Here is a 20018-nt window from a genome sequence, read left to right as displayed (position 1 = left end):
GCGGATGCTCGTTTAGTTTATAACAATTTTTTCTCTATTTTATGTTCATAGTTCTTGAAAACGGAACTATTTGTGTTGATTCTCTTTTTGGACATCAGCCCATTAAACTTCAGAAGTTTTTCATTAAGGTCCTTTTTAAGGCCTTCTTTTTCGAGCTGGTCCTCACAATCCCTGATCATATCTTCAATGCGGAGCATTTCTTTTCTCAGGGCATTTTCTTCAGTTGAAAAACCAGCATTTTTCATAATACGGTGCGCCATGCGGAGTTCTTCCGGGATACTTGAGTCGTCTTCTAATTTCAGGGGCTTTCCGAATCCTGGCAAACGGTCGAATTCTCCGTCTTCATATGCTTTCTTGATATTCTGTTCAGAAAGTATTGTAAATAAGTCCATCTGGATCCCCTCCTCATAATTCATTGGTTACTATGTCCTTCTATTATATCCTTCATCTCCTTACCTTCCCCCTTACATATAAGTCAATTTTTTGAAATTTGCTTCAACCTAAACAGCTTTTAATAATTTTGACTGTCGTGGAAAAACTAATCACAGGTACAATGGAAAGGGGTGTCGATCATGAGCAGAGGTAAATCTTTTCAGCACAAAAAGAAAGGCCATCCGGGAAACTATCCTTCAGACTCACTGACTGAAAAACATACGAAAGAAAAAATTGAAGACGAAGAATATATCGTTACACAGGAAGCTTTCAAAAACCGTGTAGATGGGGATTGATTCTTAGCCAGGGGGAACCAGTACTTGCTGGTTCTCCTTTTTACTATTTTCAAAAAAACACCCAGGGAATCAAATCCCTGGGTGTTTCAAGCTCTTATGCTTCCTGAAGTTCAAATTTCATGGCAGGACCAAAGAACTCATAACGGATTTTGCCTTCCGGGATGCCAATGGACATCAAGGAAGAGACCACCGCTTTCATAAATGGAGCAGGTCCGCATACATAGCACACACTGTCTCTATCGACGAGTCTTTCGAGAACAGCCGTGTTAATGTATCCTTGGTGATCACAAATCGTTTGCGGGTCGATTGGTTTTTCATAAACAAAGAAAGCATTTCCATTCTCCATCGCATTAACCAGTTCTGTGACGTCATCTTTAAATGCATGGACTTCCTCATTGCGGCTGGCATGGACAAATATCGTTGGCCTTGATGGATTATTGTCCGCAATGGTCTCAAGCATACTGAACATTGGTGTAATACCAACACCGCCGCTAATCAATGTGACAGGTGTATGGTCTTCTGTATCAAGGTGGAAATCACCAGCTGGCGCACTGACCTCAACCACATCCCCCTCATTAACCTTATCGTGAAGATAGTTTGATACTTTTCCCTCGGGAGACTGTTCCGCTTCACGCTTCACTGAAATCCGGAAGTAGTCTTCGTTAGGAGCTGACGATAAGCTGTACTGGCGGTTGAAGAGATATTCTTCGCCTGGTATGCCTAGACGGATGGTGATGTATTGACCCGGCAGATAGGCCGGTACCTTCTGTCCATCGTTCGGTTTTAGGTAGAAGGAAGTGATCAAAGAGCTTTCTTCCTCTTTCTTTACCACAGTGAAATCCTTAAAGTCCCTCCAGCCTGCATTTTGTGACTCGGCATCCTGGTACATGCCCTCCTCCACATCAATAAAGACTTGAGCGATGACTCCGTAGGCTTCACCCCAGGCTTCAAGAATTTCATCGGTCGCTGCATCCCCAAGCACTTCTTTAATCGCCATTAACAGGTGCTCACCCACAATTGGATACTGTTCAGGCTTGATCCCTAGACTGCGGTGCTTGTGTGCAATCTGTTTTACTGCCGGCAGCAAGGCTTCCAGGCGGTCAATATTTTGGGCCGCTGCATAAACCGTATTGGCAAGAGCTGTCTGCTGGCGCCCTTTCTTTTGATTGACATGGTTAAAGATGTTTAATAGTTCGGGATGATTTGTAAACATTTTTTTATAAAATACAGTTGTAATTTCAGTTCCCTTCACTTCCAAAACCGGGGCTGTTGATTTAATGATGTCGATTGTTTTTTGAGCTAACATGTAATCGCTCCTCAAAGATATATTTTGAATACATCTTTATCGTAGACCTAAAAGATCCTTAAAGCAATATTTAAAATACATCTTTAAAAAAATGGACACATTTAGACAGCCCTGCCTGTAAGATTGTATAATGTAGATATCCCGGGAGCCCATCTCTGAAAGTTCTATCCGGCTGCCCCAATGAAGGTGAAGCAATTGAAATTAACGTTATATACCGATTACTCATTGCGCGTCCTGATCTATCTCGCATCCAGAAAAAAGGACGAGCTTGCCAATATCAAAGAAATTGCCGATTCCTATCAGATTTCCAAAAATCATTTGATGAAGGTAACACATGAACTTGGAAAAATGGGAGTCATCGAAACAATCCGCGGGAGAAATGGCGGTATAAGGCTAGCCAAATCCCCCGGTGAAATTAATATAGGAGCACTTGTCAGAAAAACAGAGGATGATTTCCACTTAGTGGAATGTTTTTCTTCTGAACACAACACTTGTATCATCACACCTGTATGCGGGCTGAAACACGTACTTGCAAAGGCATTGGATGCCTACTTAAACGTCCTGGACCAATATACACTGCAGGATCTCGTACAAAGCCCTGACGACTATCGGCTGCTTTTTTCGTTGAACAATCCTCCCAATTCTTAAAATTCTCGAGAACCGGCAGTATATCTGCCGGTTTTTTTCAGGAATAATCTGCTAACCTATCAAGCTATTTACATTTTTACAGATTGGGATAAAATCAATTCATAAACTACTAAACATTGGGTGATGAAATGAATAAAAAATATCTTTGGTTTCTGTTGCTGCTCATCCCTGCTATCCCCTACTTTCTATGGCTGTTCAAAACAGAAACCCCTCTAAGCGTCGTCATACTGGATAAAACTGTTCCTGAAGACGACTACAGAGAACACAGCGGCCTGACCTGGCTGCTTAACCATTGGAAAATTGTCGATCCTGAAGACAGCAATTCCTACAAGCTGACTGATTATGCAGGATGGCATCCAGAAGGCGCAAAAGATAAAAAAATCAAAGAATTGGATCTATCTTCTGTAAATCCAGACCTCATCTATATTGCTGATACCTATGGAGTTTATCCTGACCAGGCAGAAAACTCTGAGCGAGGCAATGACCCTATATATGGCGGTCTGACTCAGGATGAAGTTTACCAGATAGATAAAGCACTAAAAGAAAAGGGGTCAACTCTTATAACTGAATTCAACACCCTGGCGAGCCCAACTGAAGAAAAAGCCAAGAAAGCTATGTATGACCTCCTTGGCATTGAGTGGTCGGGATGGACAGGGAGATACTTTAATGAGCTTGATCCCAATGAAAGTCCGGAGATCCCTAATTGGATCATTGACTCATACCAATCCCAATTCTCCGCCTGGACTTTTTCCGGTCCTGGATTCGTTTTCTCCCATGAAGATGGCAGTCTCTTCATTCTCGAAGAGAAGGAACATTTTAAAGGAAAAGGGCTATGGATCGAATACAGTGAAAAAGGCCGGGACCTATTCGGAATAAAGGATTCCCCTGCCTACGGTTATTGGTTTGATATTATTCAAAGCACGTCTGCTGAGGTTTTGGGAGACTATCAAATGGATCTGACTCAGGAAGGGAAGGAATTATTGAACGAACATGCAATTCCTGAGTCCTTTCCTGCAGTGACCCTGCTGCAGCAAGATCAGTCCAAGCGCTATTACTTTGCCGGCGATTTTGTCGATACCGGAAGCACACCTTCCATCCACCAATACATCGGGCTTGATTCCATCCAGAAGATGTTTGCATTTGACAAGAAGGACAGGCCTCAGACCTTTTACTGGAAGGCTTATGTACCGATGATGAAAGCCATCTTGAGTGACGCCGGGCATAAGGAAGAGACAGGGACAAGTCAAACCGAAAAGCCGGAAACCATGCCGGCTTTAGTGAAAGACGATCAATACCAGATCATGAAAGACGGCAAGTGGGAACCTCTTACGATCAAGGGCGTCAATATGGGAATTGCTAAACCGGGCTACTTCCCGGGCGAGACAGCCATTACCCGTGATGAATATTACCGCTGGTTTGAGATGATCCATGAGATGAATGCTAATGCCATAAGAGTGTATACACTGCACCCGCCAGGTTTCTATCAGGCCTTAAAGCAATTTAATGATGAGCATAAAGAAGATCCGCTCTATCTCTTCCACGGTGTCTGGATTGATGAAGCACCGCTTGAAGAAACACTGGATGCCTTTTCGCCTGAAAACACCGATCCTTTTACAGAAGAAATGAAACGAATCGTCGATGTGGTTCATGGAAACGCAAATGTTTCTGAAAGGCCGGGACATGCAGGCGGGGTTTACTCTGCAGATGTTTCAGATTATGTAATCGGGTGGATACTGGGTATTGAGTGGTATCCTTATATGGTTGAAAACACTAATAAAGTCCATGCCTCTAAAGGTGAATATGACGGGAAATTCACCTATACAAAAGGCGCTGCGCCATTTGAAAACTGGCTTGCAAGCATGATGGATACCATACTGTCTTATGATGAAGAACATTACGGAACGACCCGCCCGGTATCCTTCACCAACTGGGTGACGACCGATTTGCTGGAACATCCGGCCGAACCACTTGAGCAGGAAGACCTGGTTAGTGTGAATCCGAATGTAATTTATTTAAAAGACCAAACAGCCGGGCAGTTTGCCTCTTACCATGTTTATCCGTATTATCCGGATTTCCTGAACCTGGAGGAAAAGTACCTTAACTATACCGATCATCGGGGGAACAAAAACAGCTATGCTGGATATTTAAACGATCTTCATCAAGCGCACCGCCTGCCGATCTTGATTGCTGAGTTCGGTGTACCTGCTTCAAGGGGTATGACCCATGAGAATCCCTTCGGCTGGAACCAAGGTTTTCATAATGAAGAGGAGCAGGGAGAAATGAATGCTTCCTTGTATGAAGATATTCTTCAGGAAGGAATGCTGGGAGGACTTGTCTTTACCTGGCAGGATGAATGGTTCAAGCGGACTTGGAATACACTTGAGCTTGATAATCCTGATAGAAGGCCTTACTGGTCAAACGCCCAGACAAATGAACAGCAATTTGGTCTGTTAAGCTTTGACAGACACAAAATAAAGCTGGATGGAGACACAGCCGACTGGTCAAATACAAAAGCACTTTATGACCCGGCTGCCGGAAAACAATCCGAACTCCAAAGTTTGAAAGTTGACCATGATGAGCGCTATCTGTATTTGAACTTGAAGATGTCTGAATCTGTTGTCAAGGAATGGGAGAAAAAAGATATACTTTTCCTTTTGGACAACGGAAAAGAAGGTGGGAACACTCTTTCAGCTGAGGGATCTGAGTTTACTGGAATTGATTTTGTCCTTCACCTTAATGGAAAAGAAAATTCACGCCTTGTGGCAGACAGTTACTATGATCCATTCTATTATCAATACAGTGAGCAGCTTCCTTTCCTGGAGAAGCAGCCTTATCATGGAAAACAGAATTCAGGAATATTCAGTCCTATAAGACTGGCATTGAATAAGCCGCTCACCATTCCAAATACAGGTGAAACCCTGCCGTTCAAGTACTATGAAACAGGAGAGTTGAGATATGGAATTGGCAGCCCGGACACCCCTGAATATGATTCTCTTGCAGACTTCTATGTTAATGAAGAAGAAGGAGTCGTGGAGGTCCGCATCCCTTGGCTCATGCTGAACTTCCGGGATCCCGGCCAAAAAGAAATCATCGGTGACCTTTGGAAAGACGGCATGAAGGCTTCCGCAGCAACGGAGGGAATTCGGATTGCAGTCCTTTCAGGCAGCGGCATTAAAAACACTGACGGGAACCTTGAAGTCAACAACTTCAATCCTTCTGATAGGCTGCCGGCAAAAGGAAATTCAATGAAAGAATATAAATGGGAGAAATGGGACCTTCCGCAATATGAAGAAAGACTCAAAGAATCCTATTATATCCTTCAAGAGCTATATGAAAAAACTAAATAAACAACAAAAGGAGCACTTTCCGTTTTAGGAAGTGCTCCTTTTTTACAGGCTATTAAGAAGAAACGCCCTTTCTCTCCATGTCGCCCCAGGAATGTTTTTTATTTCTTGCCTGAAGCAGCCCTTGAACCCGGAAAAAGGTCGTCATCGGACGATACCAGAAGGTTTCTGATAAGGCCATGAAGAACAATTTGACAATATCCTTCACTTTTGGATACTTCCTTAAACTCCACTCCTCCAGAAGGACTCCGCACATTGATAAAAACGATCCATATAAAAGGCTCAGACAAAACAAGAGAATGGCCATTTTCCACGATATCAATGAAAACGTAATTCCCATTATAATGATGACATATCCCAAAAACTCCACTGCAGCCCCCAGGAGCTCTATCAGCAGGAAGTATGGAAGAGAAATCAAGCCTACACTTTTATACCTCGGGTTCAACAGCATCCCTCTGTGAAGCGACAGGGTTTCAAATAACCCCCTCTGCCAGCGGCTCCTCTGTCTCTGGAGGACCCGGATCGAATCCGGCGCTTCCGTCCAGCAGACAGGATCGGGTATATACTCGATTCGATTGGTACTTTTCTCATCCTTTAGCAGCCTGTGAAGCCGGACGACAAGTTCCATGTCCTCCCCGACCGTGTTCGGATTATACCCCCCTGCCTTTAAGACCCAGTCTTTATGAAAAACACCAAAAGCCCCTGACACAATAAGCAGAATGTTAAACTTACTCAAGCCGATTCGTCCCATGAGGAAGGCCCTTAAGTACTCAATTACCTGCATGATGACAAGAGGGCGGCTGGACAGACCTACCTCGACAACTTCTCCCCGCTCGATCTTGCAACCATTCGCGATACGCACAGAACCGCCGACAGCAATCACTTCTCCATTAGAATCGATAATCGGTTTCATGACCTGCAGGAAAGCATCCCTTTCAAGGATAGAATCCCCATCCAGTGTGCAAAAGTAAGGGTATTTTGAAACATTGATCCCGGCATTCAAGGCGTCCGCTTTCCCGCCATTTTCTTTATCCACAAGATAAACATGCTTGTATACTTTTGACCTGTATACTGCCTTTATTTCCTTTGTATCCAGGGACTTCCGAATAACTAGGGGGATCTTCTCCATTGAAAACTGATCGATCATCACCTGCAGGGTATTATCCTTTGAGCCGTCATTTATGACCACAATCTCATACTCTGGATAGTTCATGCTGAGAAGGGATCTTACACTTTGCACAATCCCCATCTGCTCATTGTAAGCCGGCACCAAAATCGTAACAGGCTTTGTATCATAGGAATATAAAAGTTCTTCATGCTGTGCGGTTTCAATCCCCAATTTTTTTCTTAATTCCACAGCCGAAACAAAGAATATAAACAAGTAGAAGCTAAACACAAACAACATATACACAATCAAAAAGATACCAGTCATATAAAAAATATTGCTCATGATGGAGTAGAACATCTACACACTTCCTAACCATTGAGAGGCCATGTCCCTTGCAAACGCATCTTGGTGATTTGCAGCTGCATCCTCTAAAATCATTTTTCCATCTTTATACTTTGATAATGCCTCGCCTGCATAGTACCTTACCCACCAGTTCGATGAGGCAAGCAATTCAATCAGCATTTCCCTGTAACCGGGATGAACGACCTCTCCTGCAGCCTGTGCAAAGCTCATCTGCTCAACCCAGCTGTCTGATGCTGCGAATGGATAAAGGGCTTGAGGCTTCGATAGGAACCCGATATTCCGAATCGCTTTTACTGCATTCACCCGAACTTCATGATCCCCTGACTGCAGACAAGATTCTGTAAAAGGCAGTAAGGATAAATCCCTTGTTTCCCCTATAAAAGATAATACCGCTACTTGAAACGCAGGCGGCAGTTCCCTGAACCGGGAAATCATCGTAGTCAAAGTATCTGAAGATGCCCTTCTAATAATCTGCTTGTAAAAAAAGATAGATTGATAGGGTGGAGATGATAACAGTACCACCAGCATCTTCGGATCATCGGCACCTGCGGCTGTTTGCAAAATCAGGTTTCTCTCCTGAGGAGATGTTCTCGCCTTATCGTATCTTTCCCACAAAGTCGGAACAAAGCTGTATATTTGAAAATCCTTTATGACCATCAAAGTATTCATCCTGTCTGCCCAGCGGCTGCTGTCCAGCCCTTTAATCAAATAAGCTGATAAATACTTTTCAGCTGTTTCCGGAATGTTTCTTTTAAATGACGATGAATCAATATTGACTCCATAATTTTTAAGGATGTCTTCTACAGCTGCGATAAAGGTTTGATCTTTCTTCATCAATTTTAAGCCCTCGTCATCCCCATGAATCATTTCCTTCATTAATAACGGCCTGATTTTTTCTTTCATCGATTGAAGGCGCGCCTTCCTTCGCTGTTCTATTATTTTTCTGATTAGAAGGTATATCAGCATTAAGGCCAAAACAGCCAGAGCGCCGGCAATTGCCAGAATGATTTGCAAATAGGAAACGTTAAGCATCTCTCTCTTCCATCCTCTTTGCGACCCTCTTAATTCTCGCTATCAATTCATTAATCTTAAATGGCTTTGTGACATAATCGAACGCCCCCGCTTCAAATGCGGACACAATATCATTTTCCCTGTTCCTGCTTGTCAGCATGATGATGGAAACTTCCCCCTCCGTATACTGTTTACGGATCTCACTAAGAACTTCCATTCCATCCATACGCGGCATAATGCCGTCAAGAACAATGATATGTTTGCCGGGTGCCTTAAGCCTGCCGCTGTTCAGGAAAGATTCCCCTTCTCTGTAAACCTCCAGATTCACATCCCATTCTCCCCAGTTCACTGAATCGAGCTGGTCGCTCAAAAACATTCTAATGACTTCATCATCATCCAGAATGGATAAGTTCAATTTTTTCCCCTGTTCTTCAATAACAGATTCTTCTTCCAAATAATCATCAACGGTGGTAACAGGTTCTTCATAAATGACCCCCTCTAATTCGAGGTTCTCATTGATATCACTGTATACTCTTCCATGAATGGAGACAGAATCGTTTGCCTCTTCCGCTGCTTCACTCGTAACTTTAAGAAGGCGTTCAGCTTCCTCATCTGACTTCTCGGGCAGAATGACAGCCGCACGACTTTCACTTATATCCAGAAAGAACGAGTTATACGGCATCATACCCTTGATTATTTTCCATAAGTTGATATAACCGTCCCCTGTCAACTTCCCTTTCAATGTATAGTCCAATATATAGAAGTCAATATTATTCTTCCTCAAGAAATCGGTGTTTCGTTTGAGTGATTCCAAACCCATTTGCTTTTCCATAGAGATTAATCCCTTCCTTCTTAGAATGCTGATGCTAAGAGGCTGTTTTCATTTTTTCAACTAAACAAGACGACTGGCTTTAAAATATCCATTATTCATCTATTATAATTTACTTTGATTGACATATAAATAAATCATGCGCTCCAGAAGAAAATTTAATTTCAAGGGCGTTCAATTGAAAAAATTTGCAAATGCTCGTTCGATTGATAAAATGAAGTAGAAAGATTCTGAACAAAAGGAGAATACATATGGAAAATTTCAAACAAAATCTTGAGAAATACGCAGACTTGGCTGTAAAAGTCGGAGTCAATGTTCAAGAAGGACAAACCTTGGTAGTCAATGCATCCCTGGATGCGGCAGAATTCGTGAGGCTCGTCGTTAAAAAAGCCTATGAAACAGGCGCTAAGCATGTATATGTAAACTGGAACGATGACACAGTGAATCGTTACAAATATGATCTTGCACCTGATGAAGCATTTACGGAATTTCCTGAATGGAAAGCAAGAGAGATGGAAACTTTGGCAGAAAACGGCGCTGCGTTCATGTCAGTGGTATCCGCTTCTCCTGACCTTTTAAAAGGCGTAGACCCTGAACGCATTTCCAACTTCCAGAAAGCAGCCGGCCAGGCAATGGACAAATACCGCTCTTACATTCAGTCGGATAAAGTCAGCTGGACAGTACTTGCAGCTCCATCTGAAAAATGGGCAGCGAAAGTCTTCCCTGATGTTCCTGCAGAAGAGCAGGTCGACCAGCTTTGGGATGCCATCTTCAAAGCCGTCCGTGCGGACCAGGAAGATCCAGTTCAAGCATGGAAGAACCATGACCAGAATCTTCATGAAAAAGTAGATTACCTGAACAGCAAAAAATACAAAAAGCTTCATTACACAGCTCCTGGAACTGACCTGACAATCGAGTTCCCTGAAGGCTACATGTGGGTCGGCGCAGGAAGCGTATCCGAACAAGGTGTTAACTTCATGGCTAACATGCCGACTGAAGAAGTTTTCACGGTTCCAATGAGAACAGGTGTTAACGGTACCGTTTCAAGCACGAAGCCTTTAAGCTACGGCGGAAACGTCATCGACAATTTCAAATTGACTTTCAAAGAAGGACGCATTATTGAAGTGCAGGCTGAAGAAGGCGAAGATATCCTTAAGCGCCTGGTAGACACAGATGAAGGCTCTCACTACCTTGGAGAAGTGGCATTAGTCCCTCACCAGTCACCAATCTCCCAGTCCAACATCCTTTTCTATAACACGCTGTTTGACGAGAATGCTTCAAACCACCTTGCCATCGGAAGCGCGTATGCATTCTGTGTGGAAGGCGGAAAGAAAATGTCCAAGGATGAGCTTGAAAAAGCCGGCCTGAACAACAGTATCACACACGTCGACTTCATGATCGGCTCAGCTGAAATGAACATCGACGGAATCACTGAAGACGGAAACACTGAACCAGTATTCCGCAATGGTGATTGGGCGTTTTAATTGAATGAATGCAGTTAAGGCCAATCCGCAAGTATGCGGGTTGGTTTTTTTGTTTGTTCTTTTCCCTTTAAGTACATATGGACCATCCAACACCTGTTTTCATGTCCTATAGAGCTCTTCTCAAGTACAAGGCCATCGCCAAAATTCAACCTTGATGTCCTTTAGAACCTGTCTCAAGTACATGAAAACCGCTCACACCCCACCTTCATGTCCTATAGAGCTCTTCTCAAGTACAAGACCATCGCCAAAAATTACCTTGATGTCCTTTAGAACCTGTCCCAAGTACATGAACACCACTCACACCCCAACTTCATGTCTTTTAGAACTCCCTAAATAAAGCCCCTTGTCATAACGCGTACCCCCTCTCCCGCTGGGGATAAAATTCACTTGTAATTTTCTGGTTTCAACTATATGATATTAAAGGTTAAAAAAGGAACGGGGAGATTTTTATGAGAATCAGAGATTGGGATCGGAACTTGAAAGTCAGATTATTTGGGGAAGCGATGATGAACATTACATTCTGGATGTTCTTTCCGTTTCTCACAATTTATTTTACAGAAGCGTTTGGAAAGCAGATGGCCGGATTGCTGCTTATTGCTTCACAGATATTTGCCGTGTTTGCCAACTTAATGGGCGGGTATTGCGCGGACCGGTTCGGACGGAAAACAATGATGGTGCTGTCTTCTTTCGGACAGGGGCTGGCATTCCTCATTTTCGCTTTCGCAAGCTCTCCATGGCTGGAGTCGGCTGCACTTGGCTTTGTCTGCTTCACACTTGCGAGCGTATTTGGTTCGTTTTACTGGCCTGCCAGCCAGGCAATGGTCGCAGATGTGGTTCCAGAAAAGGACCGCAGCCATGTTTTTGCTATTTTTTACACTTCCATTAATATTGCAGTCGTTATCGGACCGATTTTAGGAAGTATTTTTTATGTACACTACCGCTTCGAACTGCTTCTGGCTTCAGCGATCATCTGTATGGTTCTTGGATTGATGCTTGCCAGAATGACACGGGAAACTGCACCTCAGAATCACGAAGCGAAAATGGTTACCAAGGGGCAGCCTAAGGCTTGGTATCACGCGTTGACTGATCAGTTTAAAGATTATAAAGTAATTGCACAGGACAGGACCTTCCTTCTATTCATTTTGGCTGGCGTCCTGGTGGGACAGACCTTCATGCAGCTTGATCTGCTGATCCCGGTTTATATCAAGGATTCAATGGAAACTGCTTCATTGCTGAACTTCACTTTGACGGGTGAACAGATATTTGGTGTCATCCTCTCAGAAAACGGCCTTCTTGTGGCATTGTTTACTGTAGTTGTCACGAAATGGATGACCAAATATAAAGAGAGAAATGTCTTCATTCTCTCTTCATTAATCTACGCCGTTTCTATCTTTATCTTCGGGCAGACGGCTTCGGTGTATATGTTCATCATTTCCATGGCCATATTCACTTTTGCGGAACTGATGACTGTCGGGATCCAACAGAATTTCATTTCGAAGCTGGCTCCTGAAAATATGCGCGGACAGTATTTCGCGGCTGCCAGCTTGAGGTTCACATTGGCAAAAACGGTCGCCCCGGTGTCCATCACTTTTTCTTTATGGGCCGGTTACGAAATTACCTTTATGGGGCTTGCTCTTTTGGCAGCTCTGAGTGCTGTAATGTACTTCGTGATGTTCCAGCAGATTGATAAGCAAAACTCAGCGAAACAGCCGATTCCTGTAAATACTGAAGCTTAATGAAATTTTTTAAAAAAATTAAAATACATCCCTTTCGTCATAGATTCATAGATGTTACAATGGGACCCGGTTGAAATTTTATATTTCTAATATCGGAATAAGCCGATTGATTCCAATCAATAAATCGCAAAGAAAGGGTGTATTTCAATGCATAAAGGAAGCAAAGGCTGGTACGTTGAAAAACTTAAGGAAAAAGGGGTTCGCCGCTACGGAGAATTAAAAGTGGAATCCTATAAAAAGCACGTTTTAGCTAACTTACTTGAAAGAACTGAATAGTATATTCAGCCGGGGAGATCATCTCCCCGGCTTTTTAGTATTTTGGAGAGGTTTTTGAGCCTGGCTCAATCAAAATGCATCACAACAGCAGCAATACCTTTATTTTTTTCATAAGAATAATCAAGCGTGTTTGTTTTGTATAATTTAGTGGATTATATAAATGAAGCCAAAATTGAAAGGTGATAAAAAATGAGTGAAACAAAACGAATGAAGGATACGAGGACAATTAAAACAAGCCATGTGCTCCCTCCAGATACGAACCATCACGGAACGCTATTCGGCGGGCAGCTCATGTCCTATATTGATGACGTTGCGTCCATTTCCGCTTATAAAATGGCACGAAATCCAGTTGTCACCGCTTCGACCGACTCAGTGGATTTCCTGAAGCCGATCAAAGTCGGTGATGCAGTGACCCTTGAAGCAATGGTGACTTATACGGGCAGCAGCTCCATGGAGGTATGTGTAAAAGTAACGTCAGAGAACCTGCTGACAGGTGAAACGGCAGTCGCCGCCATCTCTTTCCTTACTTTTGTTGCTTTGGACGGCAACGGCAAGCCATGCCCTGTCCCCAAAGTCATTCCAGAAACGGAAGAGGAAAAATGGCTGAATGAAACGGCGGATAATCGCGCTGCCCACCGGAAGGCCAGAAGAAAACACAGCCAGGAACTCGCTGAATTTTTTGCCACTCATTAATAGGCAGTAGAACTCGTCCAGACCAATAAGGACGGGTTTTTTTATGTAAAAAATCAACCGGTTAAAGACCTGGAAAATTTCACACCTGCCTCACTGTCTGTAAGCAGCACAGATAAGTCCGAAATAAGTCGGTGCTTCATAAGACAAAAACTCACTCTTGCGGTCTTCTTTCGGAATGGCACCCGCCAATATCAGGGTCTGCCAGATGCCATCCGGCTTGGCATTTTCAATAAGGTCTCCGGAAAACCCCGCAAGTTCTTCCAGGTTATCTTGTTTGATGAGTTTGGCTGCTTTTTCATCAAGAACCTCCGCATCTTGATGGTATCCATAGGGTCCCTCTTCACTGTGGGTATGGGACCAGTCACAGCTTGCGATCAACCCGGCTTTAATACCACTTTCGGCAACTGCTTCTTTCAGCACACGGCCAAATTCCAGATGGGTTTCATAAGGAATTTCCCTTGAAGGCGTTATGATGACAACAGGCTTATCCGGCATAAATCTCAGTGGGACGATTGCTCCCCAATCCAGCTGCAGACATGATAAAGGACCGGCACTGGTTCCGTAGCCCAATACTCCGGCGGGCAGCCCTTTCGCTTTGGCCGCTCTGGCGATAGAGCAAGCCATTTCCCTCTGAACCGGACGTTTCATTTTGAATGTATATCCATTCTCTTCGACAATCCCCTCCGTGAATTCGGATCCTGTAATAGAAAATTGGCCGTCAATCCTTGTGCCATGGGGAGTCAGCACAATCAAACATTCCGGCTCTGCCTTTCTCATCATCTCGCCGAGTCTTTCCATACTTTGTCTTGTGGCACTCATTCTCTCCGGCTTTTCCCCCGCTAATTCAGGAATGATTTCACCCCCATGGGGCGCTATACATGCAAATACAAATGGATTCATCTTTCCACTTCCTTTCTCTCATTCTATTATACTCTTTTTTCCATTCACTTCCTGAATGCCCTTTGATTTTACACAACTTCATCTCAGCAGGAATACGATAGTACGAATCAGGAAACGGGGTGATAAAGTGGAACGGATCCAGCTTCCGCTCCTCTTGGGAGGACCTGTCTTACGGCGGGCAGATACCCGGCAAGTAAACATATGGCTGGCTACAAGTGAGCCTTTCGAGATCACAGGACAACTTTATTCAATCAATACCGGCATGGATGATGATACCTTTGAATATGAAAATCTTAATTCTCTTTCTAAAAAGAAAACGATCCGTGCCGGCAGCAAATTGTTTATTCACTTAGTAACCTTAGAGCCGGAAGAGAGTGTCTTTCCTTCAGGAACTCTAATTGGATATAATTTATTTTTTGAAAATGACTCAAGCCATTATGATCTTTCCAGTTTTGGTTTACTTTCCCCTGAAGCCCCCTCTTCCATTGTTTATGGAAACCTGCACTATCCAACTTTTTTCATCAATGATGGAAGCAGCAGCCGTATTCTATATGGCTCCTGCCGGAAACTGCATGGAGAAGGTTATGATGTTTTATCCGAAGCGGATCATACCCTCGCTTCTTCCTTTCATACAGATCACAGGCCTTCTGCATTATTTTTAATGGGAGATCAGATATATGCCGATGATGTCGCGGATCCCCTTTTCCCACTTTTGGTCAATTTGAGCAGGGAACTCATCGGGCATATAGAGGACCTTGGAACAGTGGATAAACGGTTGAACGAAGGGCATTTTGATGAAACGATATACAAAATAAACGGAAGACAGTTCATTACAGAACACTTCTGCCATTTCACTTCGAATAACGCCGCAAATCATTTATTGTCATTTGGAGAATATGCCGCGATGTACCTTTTATCCTGGAGCCCGCAGCTTTGGCAGTTAGCACGCAATGAGAAGCTTTTCGTTTCCTTTGAAGAAGCTTTAAGCAATGATCAAATCTATTTTTCTTTTCATAATCACGAGCGCTATAAGAAAGAATATAAAGCCGAATTGCGTCTGCTGAAGAAGCGTTATGAAAAGCAGGCTGCAGAACTCTCCAGCTTGGAAGAAGCCCTTGGTTCCGTACGCCGGCTGATGGCCAATATCCCGACATATATGATCTTTGATGACCATGATATAACCGATGACTGGAATTTGACGGAGCAATGGAAAACACAGGTTGGCCAATCGCCTCTCGGAAGGCATGTGATAAGCAATGGACTTGCCTCATACTGGCTGTTCCAAGGGTGGGGGAATGTACCGGAATCCTATGAGAATTTCCATCGTCCTCTGCAAAACTACTTTTCTGATTACACACCAAATTCACCAGCACATTCCGATTGGATGGAAGCCTTGCGGGATTATTCAGCATGGCATTTCATTGCTCCGACTGTGCCAACTGCTGTCTTCCTTGATACAAGAACACAAAGAGAATATATGAATAGCCCCAGCCATTGAAAATCGGAAAAAATATCGAGGAAATCAAGTACAGCCCCAACCTGATCAAGAAGGCAGAGTGGGATGCTGTCTACAATGAATTGAGTAATTCAGGCTGGCAGAAAGGCGATCCTTTGATAGTGGTATCACCCACACCTTTATATGGAATTGCATTGATTGAAAACTTTGTACAAAAATTATCTATACCGCTGCGCTCCATTGGAGTTTCTGTCCAGCAGGACTTTGATATGGAAGCTTGGAAGTACAATGAAAAGGGCTTTACAGAATTCCTTATGAGAATAGCTGATTGGAGTCCGGCGGAATGCTTCATTCTATCCGGTGACCTCCATTCAGCTTCTGCAGTGAAATCAACTATTGCCTTGCCTGATGACAGACACTTCAGTATCCATCAGTTCACAAGCAGTCCGATTAAAAACATGAGTTATTCAACCATCACTGGCACCTTGATGAAACTCTTGATCAGGCTGAATGCACGTAAAAGAACAAATCATCCTATTCACCGCTACTGTTCAAAAGAAAATCATCTGCTTATTTCAGAGGATGAGTACAATATCCCAGCGGAAAATGAGTGGAAAGAGACCATCCAGTATTTACAAGTCAGGGACTCTTCCATCTTTGAAACAGTTAATAACATCGGACTGTTCACGTTCACACCTGACTTGTTTTCAAATGAGTTGCTGCTGAATGAAGATTCACAGCCCTTTACATGGAGAAGCAGGCATACTCCTCCAAACTAGAAACAGGCATCCTTTCTGGCTGCCTGTTTTTCAAATTATCTACTTTCATCATCCAAAAACCCCCAATAAATAACATTACAACTTTACAGGGAGTTTAAGTTTTCTTGACACGGTAAAATAACAAACAGCCCTTCATGCATTCCTTTTTGTACAGCAATATTGATAAGACAATATTATCCCGCCTCTCTTGGTGGAAATCCTTTTGTAACAGCCTGTAACAATTACTTTTTGGAAAATATATCCGTGACAATAACCGTCAAAAATCTCCTATAATTTATGAAGTATATGAAGATTGATTTTACAAAGATCGTTTACTAAAAATGAAAACAATTCGAATCAATAATAGTTGGAGGAATACAAATGCTTTCAAATTCGGAAATCGGTATTGATTTAGGTACTGCTAATATCCTGGTCTACAGTAAGAATAAAGGAATCATTTTTAACGAACCGTCCGTTGTGGCAATTGATACGGAAACAAAGAACGTTCTGGCTGTCGGGACAGAAGCCAAAAGCATGATCGGTAAAACACCAGGAAAAATCGTGGCAGTGAGACCATTGAAAGATGGGGTTATTGCAGATTTTGATGTAACGACTGAAATGCTGAAACAGATCATGAAAAAGGCAAGTAAACAAATGGGCTTGTCCATCAGAAAGCCGAGTGTCGTGGTTTGTACGCCTTCAGGTGCAACCTCTGTTGAAAAGAGGGCGATTCAGGATGCTGTCAAAGGCAGCGGAGCTAAGTCCGTTACGTTGATTGAAGAACCTGTGGCCGCTGCGATTGGTGCTGACCTGCCTGTCGATGAGCCTGTAGCCAATGTAATTGTCGATATCGGCGGTGGAACGACTGAAGTGGGGATCATTTCATACGGCGGGGTTGTTTCCTGCAATACAATCCGTATTGGCGGTGACCAAATGGATGAAGATATCGTTCAGCATGTCCGAAAGAAGTACAACCTTCTGATAGGTGAACGTACGGCGGAAAAAGTGAAGATGGAAATCGGTTACGCCTTGATTCAGCATGAAACCCTGACAATGGATATCCGTGGGCGTGACCTTGTGACAGGACTTCCTAAAACGATTACGTTGGACTCCAAAGAAATCCAGGAAGCTCTGAAAGAATCCCTTCTTCACATTTTAGAAACGATCCGCGCTACACTGGAAAACTGTCCTCCGGAGCTTAGCGGTGACATCGTGGACCGGGGAGTCATTCTCACTGGAGGGGGAGCGCTCCTTGGCGGCATGCAGGAATGGCTGTCTGAGGAAATTGTGGTTCCTGTCCACCTTGCTCCTAATCCGTTAGAGTCAGTGGCAATCGGAACTGGACGTTCACTTTCTGTTATTCATAAATTGCAAAAAGTGGCAAAATAACGCTACTGCCCGAGCCTTGGAAATCAATATTGGTTTCCAAGGCTTTTTTATTGATTTTCATTGTAAACAAAAAACCGGCTGCACAGCGTTCCGCAGCCGGTCATGAAGATGAAAGGAGGTTCTTCATGGTACATTGTATGTAATGATTGAACACGTGCTTGTACTTCTAACTATTTTTTACCAAAATAAAGAATCGGGCTCCTGCCTTCCGTTCATACTATTAACAGTAGACGGAAAGGGTGAAGTTCATGCAAGAAAAGCAAATGGAAGACCTATTTGATTTTTACGGATACAACGACCTTTATAGACGGTTTCAGTATCCGATCTATGTCTCAGGCCTGCTGGATGATGCCGGTACCGAGGATCTGGAGGACTTCTTTGAGCACTTTTCGTTCCATGACCACCAGCCGCTTTTTGATGAGTTCAGATACTGGTTTCAATATTTCATGGTTGTCAGGAAAAGCACTTCACCATAGATGTCCCGGTTGGCATCAAAAAAGAAAAAAAGCCTCAATTAAAGGCTTTCTCCTGATAAAAATAATTGGGCGATTTCCACTCGTTCTTATATCCCTTATGAAAAATATGGGTGGCTGCCGGTGACACAGGCGGAATGAGCCACGTCCAGTCTCCCGTCAGGTCTCTGCCGCATTGTTTCTCCTTGTTTTCAAAGACCTTGAATTGCTGGGCAGCCGTGTGGTGATCAACAATGCTTACTCCCGCTTCCTTGAATGAATGCAATACAGCAATGTTCAGCTCAATCAACGCTTTGTCCTTCCACAGGGTGGACGCCCTTGAAGTATCAAGCCCCATACAGCTTGCCACTTTCGGCAGCATGTCATAGCGGTATTCATCCGCCAGGTTCCTCGCACCGATCTCCGTCTCCATGTACCATCCATTGAAAGGGGCTGCTTTATAGGATATACCCCCTATCTCAAGCCTCATATCAGAAATAATTGGTACTCCATACCATTTTAAACCAAGATCTTGAAACCATTCGTACTCGGGATGATGCAGCGGCACTTCAAGCACATGATCAAGATTGACTTCCTTCCATCGGGGCTCACGTGCTCCAACTTGAACCACCCAAGGGAGGATATCGAAATGAGTTCCCTTCCCTTTCCAGCCAAGTTCTTCACATTTGTTTGTCATCTCAAGAGAAGCTTGGTCTCCTGTTACACCATATTCATTTTTATACCCTGCATATCGGATTAATTGGTGGTTCCAGATTCTTATATCAGGCTCACCGGAAATCGAAGGTCGGAAGATGGTGATGGTCGGGCGGATTTTCCCATTATTGGAGGCGTATTTTAGATGCTGTTCCAACTCTGTGAAAATCTCTTCTTCGGTCGCAGCATCTCTCGCATCCCTGACATGCATGGTGTCCCAGAACAGCCTGCCAATGCAGCGGTTGCTGTTTCGCCATGCCATTTTTGCCCCATGTTCCAACTCTTCGTAAGTATGAGTATAGGTTTCTCTATTTTCGATTTCTTCTTTAACTTCTCGTATTCTCATCTCGGTTTGCTCTGGTGTTTTCCCCAATTCCTTATAACAAATATCTATAAATGAAAGAGCTTCTTCAAGTAGCTTCGACATCTAAACTTCCTCTCAATGTAATCTTTACACGATTATATCATTCCAATGTCCCCTTCTATTAATCGTTATGTGTTCATTTATCAACAAAGATACCTGAAGGGATACTCCACTATGAAAAAGGGCCACAGCAATGTACTGTGGCCCTTCCAAGCTTAATCATGTCTTTTATGCTTATTGAGCAATTCTTTCAGCATATTGATGATGGTAGCTCTCTCCTCATGATTGAAGCCTGCTGTCCACTCTGTAATCAGCTTGTTCTCATCAGGATGAAGCTCTCGTTGAAGTCCATCCACCAATATCTCATGAATTTCATCGAGTGTCTCTCTTCTGTTTCCTCCAGGTATTTCTTCCATGATAGCAAACCTCCAGTCCTTTTAGTCCGGTTATTCCCTCATA

19 protein-coding genes are annotated in these 20018 nt (G+C 43.4%); 11 read left to right on the top strand and 8 right to left on the bottom strand.

The genetic code is table 11. The features are described from left to right. Positions 1-17: 17 nt before the first annotated feature. Positions 18-392 (bottom strand): DUF1992 domain-containing protein, encoded by a 375-nt coding sequence (locus ACOJQI_RS04850; RefSeq protein ID WP_421383909.1) that lies wholly within the window; start codon positions 390-392, stop codon positions 18-20. Positions 393-572: 180 nt separating this feature from the next. Here ACOJQI_RS04850 and ACOJQI_RS04845 point away from each other — a divergent pair, with 180 nt between their 5' ends. Continuing rightward, positions 573-728 carry a hypothetical protein gene (locus ACOJQI_RS04845; RefSeq protein ID WP_187442715.1) on the top strand — a complete coding sequence of 52 codons (156 nt, stop codon included), beginning with the start codon at positions 573-575 and terminating at the stop codon, positions 726-728. A gap of 94 nt (positions 729-822) precedes the next feature. On the opposite strand, the gene hmpA is transcribed toward ACOJQI_RS04845, so the two are convergent. Next, positions 823-2034, bottom strand: a complete 1212-nt coding sequence (gene hmpA, locus ACOJQI_RS04840; RefSeq protein ID WP_421383908.1) for an NO-inducible flavohemoprotein — start codon at positions 2032-2034, stop codon at positions 823-825. A 195-nt stretch (positions 2035-2229) separates the two neighbouring features. Here hmpA and ACOJQI_RS04835 point away from each other — a divergent pair, with 195 nt between their 5' ends. Together ACOJQI_RS04835 and ACOJQI_RS04830 are read left to right on the top strand one after the other, a co-directional pair. After that, a complete protein-coding gene (locus tag ACOJQI_RS04835) occupies positions 2230-2682 on the top strand; it encodes an RrF2 family transcriptional regulator (protein ID WP_421383907.1) in 453 nt (150 codons plus the stop codon). A gap of 128 nt (positions 2683-2810) precedes the next feature. Further along, positions 2811-6029, top strand: a complete 3219-nt coding sequence (locus ACOJQI_RS04830; protein WP_421383906.1) for a hypothetical protein — start codon at positions 2811-2813, stop codon at positions 6027-6029. 52 nt (positions 6030-6081) lie between these two features. On the opposite strand, the gene ACOJQI_RS04825 is transcribed toward ACOJQI_RS04830, so the two are convergent. The 3 genes from ACOJQI_RS04825 to ACOJQI_RS04815 are packed head-to-tail and all read right to left on the bottom strand — an operon-like array spanning position 6082 to position 9340. After that, entirely contained in the window at positions 6082-7491 is a 1410-nt protein-coding gene (locus ACOJQI_RS04825; RefSeq protein WP_421383905.1) for a glycosyltransferase family 2 protein, read from the bottom strand. Beyond that, complete coding sequence (locus ACOJQI_RS04820; protein ID WP_421383904.1) at positions 7492-8529, bottom strand: HEAT repeat domain-containing protein; 1038 nt, start codon at positions 8527-8529, stop codon at positions 7492-7494. Continuing rightward, positions 8522-9340: a response regulator transcription factor gene (locus ACOJQI_RS04815; protein ID WP_421383903.1), complete on the bottom strand. Its 819-nt coding sequence runs from the start codon at positions 9338-9340 to the stop codon at positions 8522-8524. The genes ACOJQI_RS04820 and ACOJQI_RS04815 overlap by 8 nt, the downstream gene beginning before the upstream one ends. Before the next feature lie 248 nt (positions 9341-9588). Here ACOJQI_RS04815 and ACOJQI_RS04810 point away from each other — a divergent pair, with 248 nt between their 5' ends. The 4 genes from ACOJQI_RS04810 to ACOJQI_RS04795 all read left to right on the top strand — a co-directional run bounded on the left by ACOJQI_RS04810 (position 9589) and on the right by ACOJQI_RS04795 (position 13526). Then, positions 9589-10821 (top strand): aminopeptidase, encoded by a 1233-nt coding sequence (locus tag ACOJQI_RS04810; RefSeq protein WP_421383902.1) that lies wholly within the window; start codon positions 9589-9591, stop codon positions 10819-10821. A gap of 449 nt (positions 10822-11270) precedes the next feature. After that, positions 11271-12557 carry an MDR family MFS transporter gene (locus ACOJQI_RS04805; RefSeq protein ID WP_421383901.1) on the top strand — a complete coding sequence of 429 codons (1287 nt, stop codon included), beginning with the start codon at positions 11271-11273 and terminating at the stop codon, positions 12555-12557. Positions 12558-12704: 147 nt separating this feature from the next. Continuing rightward, positions 12705-12833: a DUF2639 domain-containing protein gene (locus ACOJQI_RS04800; RefSeq protein ID WP_421383900.1), complete on the top strand. Its 129-nt coding sequence runs from the start codon at positions 12705-12707 to the stop codon at positions 12831-12833. 189 nt (positions 12834-13022) lie between these two features. Then, positions 13023-13526 carry an acyl-CoA thioesterase gene (locus tag ACOJQI_RS04795; protein WP_421383899.1) on the top strand — a complete coding sequence of 168 codons (504 nt, stop codon included), beginning with the start codon at positions 13023-13025 and terminating at the stop codon, positions 13524-13526. A gap of 90 nt (positions 13527-13616) precedes the next feature. Here ACOJQI_RS04795 and ACOJQI_RS04790 read toward each other — a convergent pair whose 3' ends face one another. Beyond that, positions 13617-14426, bottom strand: a complete 810-nt coding sequence (locus ACOJQI_RS04790) for an extradiol ring-cleavage dioxygenase (RefSeq protein WP_421383898.1) — start codon at positions 14424-14426, stop codon at positions 13617-13619. A 127-nt stretch (positions 14427-14553) separates the two neighbouring features. On the opposite strand from ACOJQI_RS04790, the gene ACOJQI_RS04785 reads away from it, so the two are divergent. From ACOJQI_RS04785 to ACOJQI_RS04770, 4 genes are all read left to right on the top strand, one after another. Beyond that, positions 14554-15924 carry a hypothetical protein gene (locus tag ACOJQI_RS04785; protein WP_421383897.1) on the top strand — a complete coding sequence of 457 codons (1371 nt, stop codon included), beginning with the start codon at positions 14554-14556 and terminating at the stop codon, positions 15922-15924. Beyond that, the gene (locus tag ACOJQI_RS04780; RefSeq protein ID WP_421383896.1) at positions 15921-16661 is read left to right on the top strand and encodes a hypothetical protein; all 741 of its coding nucleotides are present in this window, start codon (positions 15921-15923) and stop codon (positions 16659-16661) included. The genes ACOJQI_RS04785 and ACOJQI_RS04780 overlap by 4 nt, the downstream gene beginning before the upstream one ends. A gap of 360 nt (positions 16662-17021) precedes the next feature. Continuing rightward, complete coding sequence (gene mreBH / locus ACOJQI_RS04775; RefSeq protein WP_421383895.1) at positions 17022-18029, top strand: rod-share determining protein MreBH; 1008 nt, start codon at positions 17022-17024, stop codon at positions 18027-18029. Between the two features lie 248 nt (positions 18030-18277). Further along, positions 18278-18505 carry a hypothetical protein gene (locus tag ACOJQI_RS04770; RefSeq protein ID WP_421383894.1) on the top strand — a complete coding sequence of 76 codons (228 nt, stop codon included), beginning with the start codon at positions 18278-18280 and terminating at the stop codon, positions 18503-18505. Between the two features lie 34 nt (positions 18506-18539). Here ACOJQI_RS04770 and ACOJQI_RS04765 read toward each other — a convergent pair whose 3' ends face one another. After that, positions 18540-19622 (bottom strand): nitric oxide synthase oxygenase, encoded by a 1083-nt coding sequence (locus ACOJQI_RS04765; protein WP_421383893.1) that lies wholly within the window; start codon positions 19620-19622, stop codon positions 18540-18542. A gap of 152 nt (positions 19623-19774) precedes the next feature. Continuing rightward, on the bottom strand, positions 19775-19975 hold the full coding sequence (locus ACOJQI_RS04760; protein ID WP_421383892.1) for a hypothetical protein: 201 nt from the start codon (positions 19973-19975) through the stop codon (positions 19775-19777). Between the last annotated feature and the right edge of the window lie 43 nt (positions 19976-20018).

It is taken from the genome of Bacillus salacetis (assembly GCF_049177075.1).
Lineage (GTDB): Bacteria > Bacillota > Bacilli > Bacillales > Bacillaceae_B > Rossellomorea > Rossellomorea salacetis_A.
Note: the sequence above shows the minus strand (reverse complement) of the source record. Positions and strands in the feature narration are given on the sequence as shown.

Bases quoted from the DNA above. Each gene is read 5' to 3' on its own strand.
- ACOJQI_RS04810 (WP_421383902.1), top strand. From the start codon at position 9,589: ATGGAAAATTTCAAACAAAATCTTGAGAAATACGCAGACTTGGCTGTA.
- ACOJQI_RS04830 (WP_421383906.1), top strand. From the start codon at position 2,811: ATGAATAAAAAATATCTTTGGTTTCTGTTGCTGCTCATCCCTGCTATC.
- ACOJQI_RS04800 (WP_421383900.1), top strand. From the start codon at position 12,705: ATGCATAAAGGAAGCAAAGGCTGGTACGTTGAAAAACTTAAGGAAAAA.
- hmpA (WP_421383908.1), bottom strand. From the start codon at position 2,034: ATGTTAGCTCAAAAAACAATCGACATCATTAAATCAACAGCCCCGGTT.
- ACOJQI_RS04820 (WP_421383904.1), bottom strand. From the start codon at position 8,529: ATGCTTAACGTTTCCTATTTGCAAATCATTCTGGCAATTGCCGGCGCT.
- ACOJQI_RS04845 (WP_187442715.1), top strand. From the start codon at position 573: ATGAGCAGAGGTAAATCTTTTCAGCACAAAAAGAAAGGCCATCCGGGA.
- ACOJQI_RS04815 (WP_421383903.1), bottom strand. From the start codon at position 9,340: ATGGAAAAGCAAATGGGTTTGGAATCACTCAAACGAAACACCGATTTC.
- ACOJQI_RS04795 (WP_421383899.1), top strand. From the start codon at position 13,023: ATGAGTGAAACAAAACGAATGAAGGATACGAGGACAATTAAAACAAGC.
- ACOJQI_RS04765 (WP_421383893.1), bottom strand. From the start codon at position 19,622: ATGTCGAAGCTACTTGAAGAAGCTCTTTCATTTATAGATATTTGTTAT.
- mreBH (WP_421383895.1), top strand. From the start codon at position 17,022: ATGCTTTCAAATTCGGAAATCGGTATTGATTTAGGTACTGCTAATATC.
- ACOJQI_RS04805 (WP_421383901.1), top strand. From the start codon at position 11,271: ATGAGAATCAGAGATTGGGATCGGAACTTGAAAGTCAGATTATTTGGG.
- ACOJQI_RS04850 (WP_421383909.1), bottom strand. From the start codon at position 392: ATGGACTTATTTACAATACTTTCTGAACAGAATATCAAGAAAGCATAT.
- ACOJQI_RS04770 (WP_421383894.1), top strand. From the start codon at position 18,278: ATGCAAGAAAAGCAAATGGAAGACCTATTTGATTTTTACGGATACAAC.
- ACOJQI_RS04760 (WP_421383892.1), bottom strand. From the start codon at position 19,975: ATGGAAGAAATACCTGGAGGAAACAGAAGAGAGACACTCGATGAAATT.
- ACOJQI_RS04825 (WP_421383905.1), bottom strand. From the start codon at position 7,491: ATGTTCTACTCCATCATGAGCAATATTTTTTATATGACTGGTATCTTT.
- ACOJQI_RS04790 (WP_421383898.1), bottom strand. From the start codon at position 14,426: ATGAATCCATTTGTATTTGCATGTATAGCGCCCCATGGGGGTGAAATC.